This is a genomic window from Agathobaculum butyriciproducens (assembly GCA_003096535.1).
Classification (GTDB): domain Bacteria; phylum Bacillota; class Clostridia; order Oscillospirales; family Butyricicoccaceae; genus Agathobaculum; species Agathobaculum butyriciproducens.
On the sequence record QEKJ01000002.1, the window covers coordinates 84,704 to 99,720 of the forward strand.

The window sequence follows — 15,017 nt, forward strand, 5'->3', positions numbered from 1 at the left end:
CGAATTATGTTTCAGAAAAAGAAAGAAAAGCAGCAGAAACCAAAGAAACTGCGCGTTTACACGGTGAACAGCCGCAAACCTGCTGTAATTGCAATGTGGCTGCTGTTTGTCTGCGGATTTGTGTTTGCAGTGTATAAGAACTTTACTGCGATTGATACACATACCGTTCACGAAAAGGAGATTGTTGAGCGCCGTGTGGAGGATACCAGCGGCGTAGAAGCGTTTGTACGGAACTTTGCGAAAACGTACTATTCATGGAGTAATAACAAGGATTCTGTGGCACAGCGTACCGATGCGCTGACCGGTTATCTGACTGAGGATTTGCAGCATTTGACGGCTGATACTGTGAAAAGTGACGTTGCGGTTTCTTCTTCCGTACAGGATGTGCAGATTTGGTCTGTGGAGCAGAACGGCGGTGAAAACGATTTTGCAGTCGTGTTCACAGTGGCGCAGATGATTTCGGACGGCAAGAAAAAAGACACTGTATCCAGCGTGTACAAAACAGCCGTCCACAAGGATGATAATGGAGATATGGTCATTACGCAAGCACCGACGATCACCGGTAAGCCTGCAAAATCTGCATATACGCCAAAAGCCGCAGAACCCGATGGAACGGTTTCTGCGGCTGAGAGCGAAGATATTGCGGATTTTCTGACCACTTTTTTCACACTGTATCCAACGGCGACAGAAAAAGAGCTGTCTTACTACGTCAGCGGGGATTCCATGCCGCCGGTAAAGTGCGCGGACTATACGTTCAGCCAGCTTAAAAGCACGGTGCTGAATAAGAACGGCGATACCGTAACGGCAACTGTGGCGGTGGAATATCTGGACAGCGTTACGAAAATGACGCAGATTTCACAGTTTGAGCTTGCGCTGAAACTGGTGGATGGAAATTGGAAAATCGTCGGGTGATGTATGCGTTTGTACGGGGAAAAGTAGCAAGTAACGAAGTGTGAAAATCGAATACCGAAGAGGAAAAAGGCTCGTCGCAGAATGTTTCGATTCTGAGACGAGCCTTCTATTCTCGCGGTGGCGAGCGCAGAAATTTTATGATTCACTTGATATTTTTATACATGGATACTTAGTTTCTTGCGTTTGTGTATTTGTTTCACACCAAACCAGATAATCTTCATCAAAAGGATATAATACATAATCAATTAACCCAGAAACATTTTCGGACAAATCCAATACTTTATTGGTTGTTATATCCCACACATAAAGTGCATTTCCAGTAATCGGACGCCATGTTATAAAATCGTTTGAAGATTGCAGTTCAGCAAATTCTAAGGTGCTGTCAATATTGTTTGGATATAATTTCGTGGTGGCGTCTATCTGTTTTGACCATTTCTTATGAGCAAAGTCATAACAGTATAATGATTCTGATTTTTGCGGCTGCCACTCCGAAACGCCTACGATAAAAGAGTTTGTGATGCATATTTCCTGCAACGGTTCGGGCGGCTCGATACACATACGTTTATGTTTTTCTATGTCATATGTCCAAAGGGAACTGCCATTAGAATCATATTTTAGATAAACAACATTTTTGTCATTCACAGACGGTGAACCAAAAGTGGTTTGCATGGAATCTGCTGTATCTGCAATTTCCAATTTATGATTGTTCAAATCATAAATTTTTATTGCAGGGTAAATACCATCTTCATTAGCTGTATAGCTGGCGTAAACAACAAAGCTGCCATTTACCGAAAGCGACCACGGGTGCGGGTCAAAATTCCGTGTTTTAGGGAAGAAATCGTTTTCGCCATCTACTAATATGATTTCTCCTGTACGCAGGTCAGCCGCGTATACAGCCCAATTTTCACCAATAGAACTTCCTACACGCAGTTCGGCGTCTTGGCTCTCGGACCAGACAAACCAATTATCCTTATAATCAAAGGTTGTCATGGTGCCGTTTGTTTGCGTGTCCAATTTAATAAGTTCCTGTTGCTCTTGGGTATTTAAGTCAACCGACCTGATATAGTTATCAGCGTAATTTTTATATAATATCTCATGGTCGGATTTGTGACCGATATAAATGCTTTTTTCAAAATCAATATAATCTGATAAGATTACTGCGGTTTCGGTGTATGGTTCAATGGAAGCAGGTAAACTTTTGGTTTCGCGCTCTTGATAAAAATACAGACTGAATATAGTTACTACAGCTAATAGAATACATGAAATGGAAAGGTTCTTTTTCATTACTTTTCTCCTGCAATAGCCATTATAATTTAACTCAAATATAGCTGGTAAGACTATAAAATGCTTTACAGTTATTGTGAAAGATAATCGAGTATGTAAATTGTTTATTTCATATTTGCATTATACCATTAAAAGTGGAATTTGTACTGAAAATGCAGAGTTCAGTATGATTTTTGCAGTAAAATGCACAGATGACGAATGGCGTTTTGGAAAGCTGTTGTCTGTTGTTTTACATTTTTAAAATAATCGCTACGGTATATTGATTATTATTCGTTGCGTGTTATGGATTTCTTGATTATCTTTTTCATATTATAGCCGACGGCAACCTAAAGGACTATCTTACTATGTTAGCAATGATTCCATGCTTACATATATAGTCAGCCAGCTTAAAAGCATAGTGTTGAACAGGCATAGCGATACTGTAATGGTAACTGTGACAGTAGAATACTGGATACTGTTAAAAAATGATACAAATTTCGCAGTTTGAACTTGCGCTGAAACTGGTGGAGGGGAATTGGAAGATTGGTGGATAAGCATTTCAATGCAAAAAACAATAAAACAGAGGGTAGTAAAACACCCTCCGTTTTTTCGTTTGATTCATCAATATTTTGCTAGGTCAATGATGTTTGTTGGATATAAAGTATTTTATTATTACATATCCGATAATTACGGATATTATTAGAAGAACAGACGCATAAATAGTAATAGGCGTATTAATGATATTTGCCAGATGAAATTCCCTGGAAGAAAAATTTGGCGTTGCAGAAGTGAAATCGGTACAGAGGAAAGAATGTTCGATATTGGTCGTTTCAACACCGGCAGTTGTAGTGCAAATGATGGCTGGTGTAACTTGAGTAATCATCTGTCCAGTTGGAGCCGTAAACAAAATTGTTCCATTACCATCGGTGAGTGATTCTGTATATGCATTGATTGATGTGTCTGAAACCTGTATATACCGTATTTCGCCGTTTACTATAAATGCTGTGCGAATGTTATTTTTTAATAATGTGCCGGATTGATTATATAAAGTTGCAATGCGTAAACCGTTTTGAAGATTTGATACACAGGCGATTTCATTTTGAAAATTATTATTAAATACGTTTGCTACATATAACTCCTCATTGGAAGGAATAGGTATTAGTGTATTGGTATCTAGATTCCTTATTTGAATTGTATTTTCTTTTAAAAGTTGGAAAATAGAATTACTTTGTACAGCATTTTTAATGCTATCGAATGTGGGTGGGACTAATAATGTTCCATCTTGCTTCATTATGCCCCATTTGCCGTTTTTTGTTTGCACAAGGACACGATCAAATAAATCTGCATGGCTTCCTGCCAATGAAATTATAGAGCTATATTGATCAAAAGTTCTTATATGTCCACTATGATTCCAATAGGAAATGCTATTATTCTTTTGGACGGCTGCAAGGTCGGAAGATAGAAGTGTGATAGAATCCGCACCTTGCGTGATTTCACGACCGCTTGTATCAAGAAGTGTAGCTGTGCCGTTAGCTTGTGCAGTGAATAACTGCGTTTTCCCTATGTAATACGGTTCAATGTCATCATACTGTTTGCTTACACAAGTACTATTATGGTATATGGCATATTGAGTGTTGTTGCATCCAATCCACAGTATATTATCTTGTGCTTGATTCGTTGTAGCAGATATAATTTCAGCAATATCGGTTTGAAATATCGAATTACCGGTAGCATCATAAATTGTATTCTCAGCGAAAAAGTAATGATCATCTTCGGATACATTAATGGTATGTCCTTTTACAGAAGTAATGACTTGTTGTTTTTTCAAATCAATCAATTCGGAAGTCTGAGCTGACAGGTCAACAGGAGAAGCATCATCAGGAGCAAAGACACCAATGGCAAAATCTCCATAAAATTGCACACTGTTATATTTGTAAGGAGTAAGTTGTGAGAAATCTTGGCTGAAGATGGAGTATTTACCATCTTTTGGAAGAATAAAATATGAAGTATGATTGAGCATCGTGTAATCAGGCAATTCTGCAATGTGTTCTATAATCTTAAATTCTGTTAAAACTCCTTGATTATTAGTGTATAGGTGGAGTTCTTGTGCCTTTTCATCCAGATGTGCAACATATTCGCCTAGTCCGAACAGATGTTGATTTTCAGGTATTTCATCCCATGTAGGTTTAATAGCAAGTGCACTGTTCAACAATACAGCTATGAGTGGAATACATAATAATTTCTTGATAATAATATTTATCACATCCTATTGATTTATAGATAGTAAACAAGAACTATAGATAGCACAAGAAACGATACCTGATTCAGTATCGTTTCTTGTAAAATTATAGAATTTTCATTGATAAATCACCGGAATTTCCGCCGATTAAAATAATTTGTAATAAAGAAGTGGTAGACGCATCGTATGTAAATGGCAGTGCTTTAGCATACCATGTTCCGTTGTTTACTCGTGTCATAATGGTGCCAGCGTTGTTTGTAGCCTTAGAAAATTGAATTTTTCGACCATTACAACCGGATAGATTCAAATCATAAATGATACCGTAATTTCCGATAACCAACCATCGTGTATCTAATATAACGGTACCCGCATCGTTCATTTGTTGCGTGCCAATTCCATCAACGCCAGCGATAGCATCTAGCTGGACTTACTGCATTGGGTTCATTCCCTTCATTTGGTGTATTTGTATTATACAACATACGGTAAAATACACAATGAGATTGCAGAGTTTGGCAGGCCTGATGCAGTAAAATGTACCAATAAAGAGCGGTAGCTTTGAAGCTATCGCCCTTTGTTTTACAAATTCAAAATAATCTCTACGGTATATAGATTATTCTCTTGATTGATTTGCATTGTGCCGCCGATTTGTTCTACTGTGGAACTGACGTTTTTCAGCCCATAACCATGAATACCCTCGCGTTTCTTAGAAGAAAATTCTGGGTCATAGGGATTGGAAATGCGGTAATACAGAATACTGTCCTTTTGTCTTAAAGTTAAACTTACGATTTTAGGCGTATCGGCAGATACACCGCTGCATGCGCGAATTGCGTTATCCAATGTATTTCCGAGAATAACACTTAAAACCAGCGGGGACAGGGCAAGCTGAGGGGAAACAAAAACGTCGATTTTTAAAGTAATACCGGCAAGCGAGGATTTTCCCAGTGCATCATTCAAAATTGCGTTAATAACCGGATGGTCTACATCAACGATTTTGCTAAGCGAATTAAATGATTTGGTAATGGTTTCGAGATATAACTCTGCTTGTGATACATCACTGTCCTTGACTAATGCAGTAACAGCAGTTAATTGCTTTTTTATATCATGCCACAGGCTTCGCGTTTGCTCGTTAGCGGATTTCATCTGTTCGTAATAAGACAGCTGAGTTTCGAGTTGCTGTTCAGCCAAACGCCGCTGCTGCTCGTTTTCGTAATTTGTACGAATAGATCGCATATATACGAAGAATACAATGTTGATGTACAAAATTCCGGCAATAGAAAGTGTTAATAATATTAAAAGAAAGTGCGATACGGTTCCGACCAATTCCAATGATACAATGCAGATAAATACACTGACGAGCTGGCAGGTCGTGAGTGGGAGCAATTCTTTGAATGGAATATCAAGTAAACCTTTTTTGCCGAACAGTGTGACAATAAAAAGAATGAGCAGCAAGTTTATCAGCTTTGCAAAGATGATAAATATGCAGCGTGCTAACCCCTGTCCGAGGATAACCGTTCGTGAAATGCCGGAGAGATAAAAAGGATATTCACATATTACGTCAACCAACACACTGAGGGTTATAAATGCTGTTGAAGTTAAAAGTGCCTTGCGAACAGTGGATTCAAAAATCGCATATGTTGATACACTGATAATGCTCCAGCTAAGTAGGATACGAAGTATACCCAGCATAGGGATACAGCTCATCACGATAATAAAAATACCTACAAGCAAGTATAAATGTCCTTTGTATTTAGCGCTGCGATATTTTGAGTAAAATCCAGATGCAAAAAGATAGAGTAGAAAGGTGTCTAATACACCACTGAGGGCTTCAATTAGCAAAGTCATATGTTTTCCCTCGCAAACTTTGTAAAAGCTGCAATGACATCTTTCTTTCGGTTTCTACTGATTTTGATGAGTTGATGGTCCTGCATTTCTATATCGTCTTTTGTTATGCGAACTACATGATGCAGATTGATTAGGAAACTGGCATGAATACGAAGAAAATTTGCAGATGATAATTGTGGTTCAACCTCTTTTAAGCTCAATCGAGTTTTATAAATCTGCTGCTGTGTATGAATGAAAAGCATATAATTACGGGACTCGAAATACAGAATTTCTTGTACAGGGATACGATACAGTTCGCCATTCGAGGAGAATGAAAAATACTGCGGAACGATCAGACGCAAAGCGCGCTTGAGAACCTCATAGAACTTTTCCTCATTAAGAGGTTTTACAAGATAATGAAAAGCCACGTCATAACCACGAATCGTATATTCGGTGCTCTTGGTTACAAAAACAATAAGCGGCTGTGAGCTCCCCGACATAAGTTCTTCTGCAGCATCAAAGCCATTTGTATCATCCATTTCAATATCCAGAAAAATCAATGGGAAAAATGTCGTTTTTGCTGCTGTCAACAGTTCGTCTGCTGACGAAAAAAGGACAATAGATAATTCGGGGGCATATCGTTTGACTAATGCTTTAATGTTGAGTCGTTCTTGATCTTCATCATCACAAATTGCAATTCGCATAAATACTCCTGTTAAAAATCACATCTTGAAATTAGTTTTAACATTCCAAGGGCTAATTGTTGCTGTTTCTTTGAGAGCTTGGAATAGAGTTGTGCGTATTCTTGCTTCAGTTTTTCACTTTCTTCGAGCGTTGATGTGCAGAATAGAGATTGTACATCAAGCTCTAATGTTTCAATCAACTGTAATAAAACCGGATAAGATGGATAACTGAGCCCGCGTTCAATTTGGCCGATGTATCCAGCTGTTTTCCCGATTTTTTCAGCAAGACGCTCTTGCGTCAACCCTAACTCTTTTCGTTTGGCTTGAATAATTTCTCCAAGACCTGTCATTTATAATCACCTCAGGTATAGCGATACTATTATTCTAAGTAGTATGGATACCAATTAGAAGCGATTAATACTATTATTTTATAATAGTTATACTATCTTTTCAACTAATTACTGCAAAAACATGACTAAACTCTGCAAGGACATTGAAATACTTCAAGAGGTCGATATAATAGTGGGTATCAGGTATAGTAGTAAATAAGAGAGAATAGAGTATTTTTATGAAGAAATTTGTATGAAGAAATTTGTCGATTCTTATTGTAACTATCTCCAAAAGAAGCGGATTATTGTATCAAATGAGCAATGGGAAATCTGTGCGTACGGTTTAGAATTGATCGTTTCGGCAATCCTGAATATTGTAATTTTGGTAATGTGCTCATTTGTACTACATGAAGAAAGGTATATCAACTGGTGTATTGTGCATGGTAGTCAGCTTATTACTGCACTGGTAATTGTTGCAGCAACCGCTTCAGTGGGCACTACTTGTCTGTTTGAATCGTATCAGCCGGAAGTTCCAGAATGCCTTCGTGAGCGATAATATGTGGGCGGATGTACAAATATTGAAATAAAAAATTCAAATCTGTAAAATTTGATCAGTACGCTACTGCAATCCTAATCAAGGGTGTTGTCAGTAGCGTTTTGATTTGTAAAATGTTTTATGAAGCAAAGCCATTTGTATAGCTTAATAGCTATGCGGAAGGCTTTATTTTTTTGCCCTAAAATCAAAAAGCGCAGAGCATTTCGCTCTTTTATAGATTCTTGGCAAGCCTGCATTGCCCGCTATCCATAAGTTCCAATCTCAAACAAAAATTTGGAGATTGGAGCTTGAAAATGAAAAACTGGCAGAAAAACCGCAACTACAAGCGGGTTAAAGATAAGGACGGTAACGTAGTTGCAAACATCATCACCGTGTTCGGACAGGATGTAGAGGTTTCGGACGAGATATTTGCTACATACGCACAGGTAGACCGACGTGCAAGATATGTTGGTGAGGATATTCCGGCGCAGCACGAACTTTCGCTGGAACAGTTTGAAGAAGAAGGTGTATCACTTGAAAAGCTGATTCGTGAGACCGCGCCCAGTGCTGAGGAATGGTTCATGGAACAGGAAGAAAGCAATGCGTTTGAACGGGAATTGTTCAAGGTGCCTGCCGTGTTGGATATGTTAGAAGATTCGGACCGTCAGTTGATCAACGCATTGTTCTATAAAGGCATTTCTGTACGTGAGTATGCACAGCGGCTTGGTATTTCGCACACAATGGTACGAAAGCGGAGAGACCGTATTTTGCGCAATATGAAAAAATATTTTTCAAAAGACTGAAAAAGACGGTTTCCACTGGCCGTTACAGCGGGGGAATTAGTGAGAGGAATAAGTATTTTCTCTCACTGTTCCTTGGCAACTGAACATCAAACATCAGGTACAAATTCTGTGCGGAGAGCTGCGGCGTAAAGCCGCGAACTGTCGGGCGGCTCCCGACAAGGCGACGACCCACATAGATGATAATGATACTCCCGATCAGTCACCGTCCGAGCGTGAAAAGCGTCGCAGGCCATGAGATCGGACAACAAGATAGGTGCAATGCCTGTGAGGTCGGTACGCCGCCGGCCGCCTGATGTTTCCCGGCAGTCGGGGGTGAGGACGAATAGGCTGACAGAGAAATGCGAGGTGATGATATATATGATAGTGTAAAAATCCGGACAACAGAATAATCACAAACCGGAAGAACCGCATGGATTCCTCCGGTTTTGCTTTTGGAGGTTATCTATGGAATGGAAAAACGCAAATAAGATACTGCCGGAGCGCGGTCATCGGGTTCTGTGCCTGTATCCGAACGGCAAAATGGACGTACAGCTTTACTTAGGCCGTGAGAGTTTCGTTCACGATCTGTACGGCCGCTGTATTTTCTGGACGGAACTGCCGAAACGTCCCAAAGCCTACTTCAAACTCATGGGGCGCAATGAATAAGGAACAGCAGGCAATCACTCGTCTGCGGCTGGCTGCGGAAATGAGTGAAACCTATTACCACGCATCGTTGGTCATTACCACATCGGGCGGCAAGGACAGCGATGTGTGTCTTGCGCTGGCACGGGCGGCCGGTATCCGGTACGAAGTACAGCATAATCATACCTCGGTAGATGCTCCCGAAACGGTTTACCATGTGCGCGAAACTTTTCATCGGCTGGAAAACGAGGGTATCAAGTGTACCGTCAACCTGCCAACGTACAAGGGTGCTCGCGTGACAATGTGGAATTTGATACCGCAAAAACTCATGCCGCCGACGCGCGTTGTACGATACTGCTGTTCGGTTCTCAAAGAGCAGGGCGGCAAAGGTCGCATGATAACAACAGGTGTCCGTTGGGCCGAAAGCGCCAAACGCCGCAAGAACCGCGGTATTTACGAAAAACAATCCGCAGACATAAGCCGCAGAATCACGATCAGCAATGATAACGACGATACCCGGAGGCTGTTCGAGAACTGCCGATTGCAGGCAAAGCGCGTCTGTAATCCAATCGTAGACTGGACGGACAGAGAAGTGTGGGACTACATTCGTTCCGAGCATATCCCGGTCAATCCGTTGTATGAGCGCGGCTTTCATCGTGTCGGCTGTATTGGCTGTCCGCTGGCAGGCCGTGCCGGGCGGCAGTTTGAGTTTGGTCGGTATCCGACCTACGAGCGGGCGTATCTGCACGCATTTGAACGGATGCTTGCGGAACGCCGCTGCAGAAACCTGCCTGCTGTCTGGCAGAGCGGGGAAGAAGTGCTGCACTGGTGGCTGCAGGATGGTGTGCTGCCGGGGCAGTTGAGCATTTCAGATTACTTAACAGAAATGGAGTGAAGGAGTGAAACAATGTCGATTATAAAGCGAATCATCTCAGCGGGATTGTCGCTGGCGATGGCGGCAACGATTATCCCTAATTCGTTTGCTGTCAGTACACAGTCTGCAAGCACGCTATCCTCGGTGACGGCAAAATATCTTGACGCAGAAAACGGCAAGGAGATTGCCAAAAAGCAGACATACAGCGTCACACACGAGGAAAAGTCCCCGCAGACGATCACAAACTACACCTACGCGGATTATACCGAAAGTGTTGAGTATGTGTATTCGCATAAGGACTTGACCTACATCATCGGTTATCCCGACAAGGGCGTACACCCGAACGGTGATCTGACCCGCGCCGAAGCTGCTATGATCTTCTACCGCCTGTATGACGGTGATTATCCCAGCTTTACGCGGCGTATGTCAAATAGCACCTTCAAGGATGTAAACGCAAAGAACTGGTTCTATGAGCCTGTTGAAACGCTGTACAATATTGGACTTCTGGAAGGCAAGTCCAAGGACAGCTTTGCACCGAATGCGCCCATCAGTCGTGCGGAGTTTGCTGTACTGGCGGCGCGTTTCCAGAACCTCAAATACACCAGCGGCAAGGTTTTCTCGGATGTAGAGAAAGGTCACTGGGCGTACAGCTATATCAATGCTGCGAGTGAAGCGGGCTGGATTCAGGGCTATCCGGACGGCACTTTCCGTCCCGACAAGGAGATTACCCGAACCGAAATCGTAACGCTGGTGAACAGCATGATTAACCGCACTGTTACCCGCGAAAAGCTGAAAGCACTGAAAGTGCGAAATCCGTACAACGATCTTGCAGAATCGTTCTGGGGCTACACAAACCTCATGGAAGCAACGGTATCCCATACCGCCGAGGAATGGCATGACGCGAAGTACAACGATGGCAAGTACAACATCATTGTCGAGAAATTCGTAGACATGAGCGGCAAGGAGATCGCAAAGTCTGTCACTACGGCGGGCAAGGCAGAAACCGCGCCCAAGTCCATTCCGGCGTATGAGTATCGCGGCTATATCCGCACGATCACTTACCGGTACAGCACCGGTGATGCGCTCCCGTCCATCGAAAAGACGGCAAGCGTCAAGGACGCAAAGGTAGGCGATGAGATCACTTACACGATCAAGCTGTCAAACGATAAGAAAGCAAGTTCCGCATGGAAAAGCGTCGTGCTGACCGATAAAATCCCGTCCGGCATGACCTTTATCGAGGGCAGCGTCTATGTGAACAATGCAGCGGCTACCCATACCGTCAAGAACGGCACTCTGACCGTGGGTCTCGGTGATATTGCCGCTGGCAAGACTGTAACTGTCACTTTCAAGGCAAAAATCAATGGCGATATGTACAATCAGACGATCTACAACACCGCTGTTGCCAAGGGAACGAACGGTTATGTAACCGCTGCGGACGGCAAGAAAACCAACATTTACGAGGACAAAGACGATGGCGTATATGTCAAGAAAGGCGATACCGCGCCGTATGTGACCAAGACTGCGGATAAGGAAACCGCGAATGTCGGTGACAAGCTCACCTACACCGTCAAGGTCGGCAACGGTGATGGTGCTGTTTACGAGATCGAAAACGCTAAAATGGCAGATACCATTCCGGCTGAATTTGACTTCGTAGACGGCAGCGTGCAGGTGGATGGCAAGTCCTATCCGTACAGCTACGACAACGCCAGCCGCAAGCTGTCTGTCGTGATCGACAATCTGAAGCCGAACGCTGCCCGCACCGTAACTTTCGCTGTGACCGTGGGCAAGTCGGCTTACGGCAAGACCGTACACAACATCGCTGTCCTCTCCGGCGATAACATCAAGGACACCGAGGGCAAGGACAAGGGCGTTGAGATCGGTGACGGCAAGACCAAGCCGGAAGTTACTAAGACGGCGGACAAGTCCGCTGCCAATGTTGGCGATAAGGTAACTTACACCATCAAGCTGGCAAACGGCGAGTTCGCAAGCGTAGCGATCAAGGACGCTGTGCTGACCGATACCATTCCGAACGGACTGGATATGCAGTACGGCTCGGTTACGCTGAACGGCAAGCTGATCAACGGTTACAGTTATGATGAAGCGTCCCGCGTGCTGACCGTCAAGGTCGGTGATCTCGCCATTGAGAAAAGCGCGACGGTAACTTTCGTTGCAGTAGTCAATACCGCTGCTTACGGCAAGACCATCTACAATACCGCCGTCATGAAGTCTGATAATGCACCGGACACCAGCGGCAAGGACAACGGTGTAACCGTTGGTGACGGCAAGGCAAAGCCGCAGATCGATAAGGCTGCAAACAAGTCCTCTGCCCGCGTTGGCGATAAGATTGCGTACACGCTGACCGTAAAGAATGATGATACCGCAACTGTTCCGGTTGAGAACGGCGTTATTACCGATGTTCTTCCGGCTGGACTGACCTTTGAATACGGTTCTGTCACGCTGAACGGCAAGAACACCAACGATTACACCTACGATGAAAACACTCGCCTGCTGACCGTCAATGTCGGCACGATTGAGCCGGATGCAAAGCAGATCATCGGCTTCACCGCAACGGTGAACGAATCCGCATACAACACCACCATCCAGAACCTTGCAACGCTGACCTCTGATAATGCAGACCCGGTGCAGGACAAGGACGATGGTGTAGCAATCGCGGACGGTGACGCGCTGCTGACCGTTTCCAAGTCCGCAGACAAGACCACCGCCAAGGTTGGCGATACGATCACTTACACCGTAAACGTAGCGAATGCGACCGGTGCGGATGTGAATATCCGCGACGCGGTTATGACCGATACCATTCCGAACGGACTGACCTTCCGCGGCAATGTAACCGTAGACGGCTACTCCGCAGAATATCAGTACGACAATACCGGCAAGACCCTGACCGTATCGCTCGGTGAGATCGCGCCGAACCAGACCAAGGCAATTCGCTTTGATGTGACTGTCAACAGCGATGCTTACGGTATGCACATTGAAAATACCGCCCTCGTCAGCGGCAGCAATACGCCGGACAAGAGCGGTACGGATAACGGTGTGGATATTGAAGATGGTACGGCAGACGGTCATGCGGGCAATAAGACCGCAAACAAGACCACCGCAGCAGTTGGTGATACGATCACTTACTCCATTCGCCTGGAAAACGGTGCAGCAGCTACCGCAGACTGGGAGAACATGAAAGTGATTGACGTTCTGCCTGACGGCGTAAGTTTTGCAGGAAACGTGCAGGAGAATGGTTCGGCAACGGTCAATTATTCGTACAATGCTACGATGAAAACAATTACGTTCACGCCGGATGCTATCGCAGCAGGCGCACAGACCGTTCTTAGCTTCGATGTAACTGTTGATGATGGTTCGCAGGGCAAGTTCATTGTCAATACCGCTATCCTCGATGATAACGGCAAGGAAACGCCTATGCCGGACGGCGGCGTACAGATTGATGAGGGCGAAGCTGCTCCGATTGTCAACAAGTCCGCAAGCGTCACGACTGCCAATGCAGGTGATACTTTTACCTACACCATTACCGCAAAGAACGGCAATAAGGCAACTGCCGCATGGAAGAATGTCGTACTGAATGATACGCTCCCGACTGGTGTTAAGCTGGTAGGCGGCGTGTATATCAACAACGAATTTGCGCTGTATCATTTGAGCGGCAATGCGCTGTCTGTGCTCGTAGGTGATCTCGAACCGGGCGAATCGGCTGAAATTACTTTTGACGTGCAGGTGCTTGAAAGTGCGGCTGGTACAACGATTACCAACACTGCTTCGCTTGATGGCGATAACGGTCACGGCACTGCAACGGATAAGGGTGTAACGATTCCTGACACGGCAGAACAGCCGGACGTTAACGCAAATTTTTATGTAACCAAAGAGGTTGATAAAACTGTGGTGAATGTGGGTTCTGGCGTTTCGGCAGACCGCAAACGTGCCACTTTTACCATCACGGTTGGCAACGATTCTAACCAGACGTGGAAACGGGTTATTCTCAAAGACACGCTGGATACCACGCTGGTAACGCCGGTTTTGAAAAATAACGTCTATGTGGACGGTGTTCTGAACAACAAGTGGAGTTTCCGGAGCAAAGTATTTACTCTGGAACTCGGTGACATTGCGCCGAACGAAAAGCGCGTGGTGAAAATCACGGTTGAGTTTAAGACCGATGCGGGCGGCAAGACGTACACCAACCTTGCCGCGGCTACGGGTGACAATGGTTCGGCTTCGGGCCGTTCGCCGGAGATTGAAGTCGTTTCGTCTGGTTCGTCCGGTACACCGGTGCTGACGGATATTCACTATCAGCTGTTCGGTGGTTACGCGGACGGTCTGTGGCGGCCGAATGATCGCGTATCCCTGCAGGAAGCCTGCACGGTTGTATATCGCCTGATTGCAAACGGCGGCAATACTTGGTTGCCGCGCGGCACGATTACCGTTCCGAAATACAAGTACGATATTCCGGAAGAAGCAAAGTATTTCGTTTCCATCGGCGTTCTGCCTGCGTCCGCGTTTGATACCACTCGCATGGACGAGGGTGACGATTACGAGATTAACTATACGATCTCTAAGAACGGCTACCTGCGTATCTGGGCTGCGTCTGGTCAGCTGAATTCACTGGTGGCCTATGCAACGAAAACGAACATCGGCCTCAGCGGTGATGTATCTCGTCTGACGTTTGCAAAGGCAATCTGCCAGATTACCGGCCGCGACACCTCGCCGGATGTTTCCGGTTACAGCGGCAATCTCCGCACATGGGCGGACGCTCCCTCGTCTGTTGTAACCGAGGTTTCGCACGAACATGATTTCATTATGGACAGCGACCGCAACGAATACTGGATTTGAGAGTAGAATGAGAAAACCCGCCTGTTTTGCAGCAGGCGGGTTTTACATTAGTAGAGAGTAACATAGGCTATTCTGAAAGGAAAGGTGAA

Annotated in this window: 12 protein-coding genes; 6 read left to right on the plus strand and 6 right to left on the minus strand. The window is 44.4% G+C overall.

Translation table 11 applies throughout. The annotated features are described in order from the left end of the window. Window positions 1-6: 6 nt before the first annotated feature. On the plus strand, window positions 7-912 hold the full coding sequence (locus C7386_RS03035) for a conjugal transfer protein (RefSeq protein ID WP_116704829.1): 906 nt from the start codon (window positions 7-9) through the stop codon (window positions 910-912). A gap of 135 nt (window positions 913-1,047) precedes the next feature. On the opposite strand, the gene C7386_RS03040 is transcribed toward C7386_RS03035, so the two are convergent. The 6 genes from C7386_RS03040 to C7386_RS03060 form a co-directional block, all read right to left on the minus strand. Then, window positions 1,048-2,196, minus strand: coding sequence for a TolB family protein (locus tag C7386_RS03040; protein WP_116704830.1), 1,149 nt, complete (start codon window positions 2,194-2,196; stop codon window positions 1,048-1,050). A gap of 616 nt (window positions 2,197-2,812) precedes the next feature. Next, window positions 2,813-4,438: a WG repeat-containing protein gene (locus C7386_RS03045; RefSeq protein ID WP_133241562.1), complete on the minus strand. Its 1,626-nt coding sequence runs from the start codon at window positions 4,436-4,438 to the stop codon at window positions 2,813-2,815. Window positions 4,439-4,520: 82 nt separating this feature from the next. Then, complete coding sequence (locus C7386_RS13255) at window positions 4,521-4,793, minus strand: hypothetical protein (RefSeq protein ID WP_133241563.1); 273 nt, start codon at window positions 4,791-4,793, stop codon at window positions 4,521-4,523. A 197-nt stretch (window positions 4,794-4,990) separates the two neighbouring features. Beyond that, complete coding sequence (locus tag C7386_RS03050) at window positions 4,991-6,256, minus strand: sensor histidine kinase (protein WP_110437256.1); 1,266 nt, start codon at window positions 6,254-6,256, stop codon at window positions 4,991-4,993. Continuing rightward, a complete protein-coding gene (locus C7386_RS03055; protein WP_110437255.1) occupies window positions 6,253-6,939 on the minus strand; it encodes a LytR/AlgR family response regulator transcription factor in 687 nt (228 codons plus the stop codon). The genes C7386_RS03050 and C7386_RS03055 overlap by 4 nt, the downstream gene beginning before the upstream one ends. A gap of 11 nt (window positions 6,940-6,950) precedes the next feature. Then, on the minus strand, window positions 6,951-7,268 hold the full coding sequence (locus tag C7386_RS03060) for a helix-turn-helix domain-containing protein (protein ID WP_110437254.1): 318 nt from the start codon (window positions 7,266-7,268) through the stop codon (window positions 6,951-6,953). Window positions 7,269-7,500: 232 nt separating this feature from the next. Between C7386_RS03060 and C7386_RS03065 the strand changes: the two genes are divergently transcribed. The 5 genes from C7386_RS03065 to C7386_RS03085 all read left to right on the plus strand — a co-directional run bounded on the left by C7386_RS03065 (window position 7,501) and on the right by C7386_RS03085 (window position 14,928). Further along, window positions 7,501-7,803: an AgrD family cyclic lactone autoinducer peptide gene (locus C7386_RS03065; protein ID WP_110437364.1), complete on the plus strand. Its 303-nt coding sequence runs from the start codon at window positions 7,501-7,503 to the stop codon at window positions 7,801-7,803. Between the two features lie 293 nt (window positions 7,804-8,096). After that, a complete protein-coding gene (locus C7386_RS03070) occupies window positions 8,097-8,585 on the plus strand; it encodes a sigma factor-like helix-turn-helix DNA-binding protein (RefSeq protein WP_110437363.1) in 489 nt (162 codons plus the stop codon). A 444-nt stretch (window positions 8,586-9,029) separates the two neighbouring features. Beyond that, the gene (locus C7386_RS03075) at window positions 9,030-9,230 is read left to right on the plus strand and encodes a hypothetical protein (RefSeq protein WP_110437253.1); all 201 of its coding nucleotides are present in this window, start codon (window positions 9,030-9,032) and stop codon (window positions 9,228-9,230) included. Next, a complete protein-coding gene (locus C7386_RS03080) occupies window positions 9,223-10,101 on the plus strand; it encodes a phosphoadenosine phosphosulfate reductase family protein (RefSeq protein WP_318261174.1) in 879 nt (292 codons plus the stop codon). Before C7386_RS03075 ends, C7386_RS03080 begins: the two co-directional genes overlap by 8 nt. A gap of 12 nt (window positions 10,102-10,113) precedes the next feature. Beyond that, complete coding sequence (locus tag C7386_RS03085; RefSeq protein ID WP_116704831.1) at window positions 10,114-14,928, plus strand: isopeptide-forming domain-containing fimbrial protein; 4,815 nt, start codon at window positions 10,114-10,116, stop codon at window positions 14,926-14,928. Window positions 14,929-15,017: the final 89 nt, after the last annotated feature.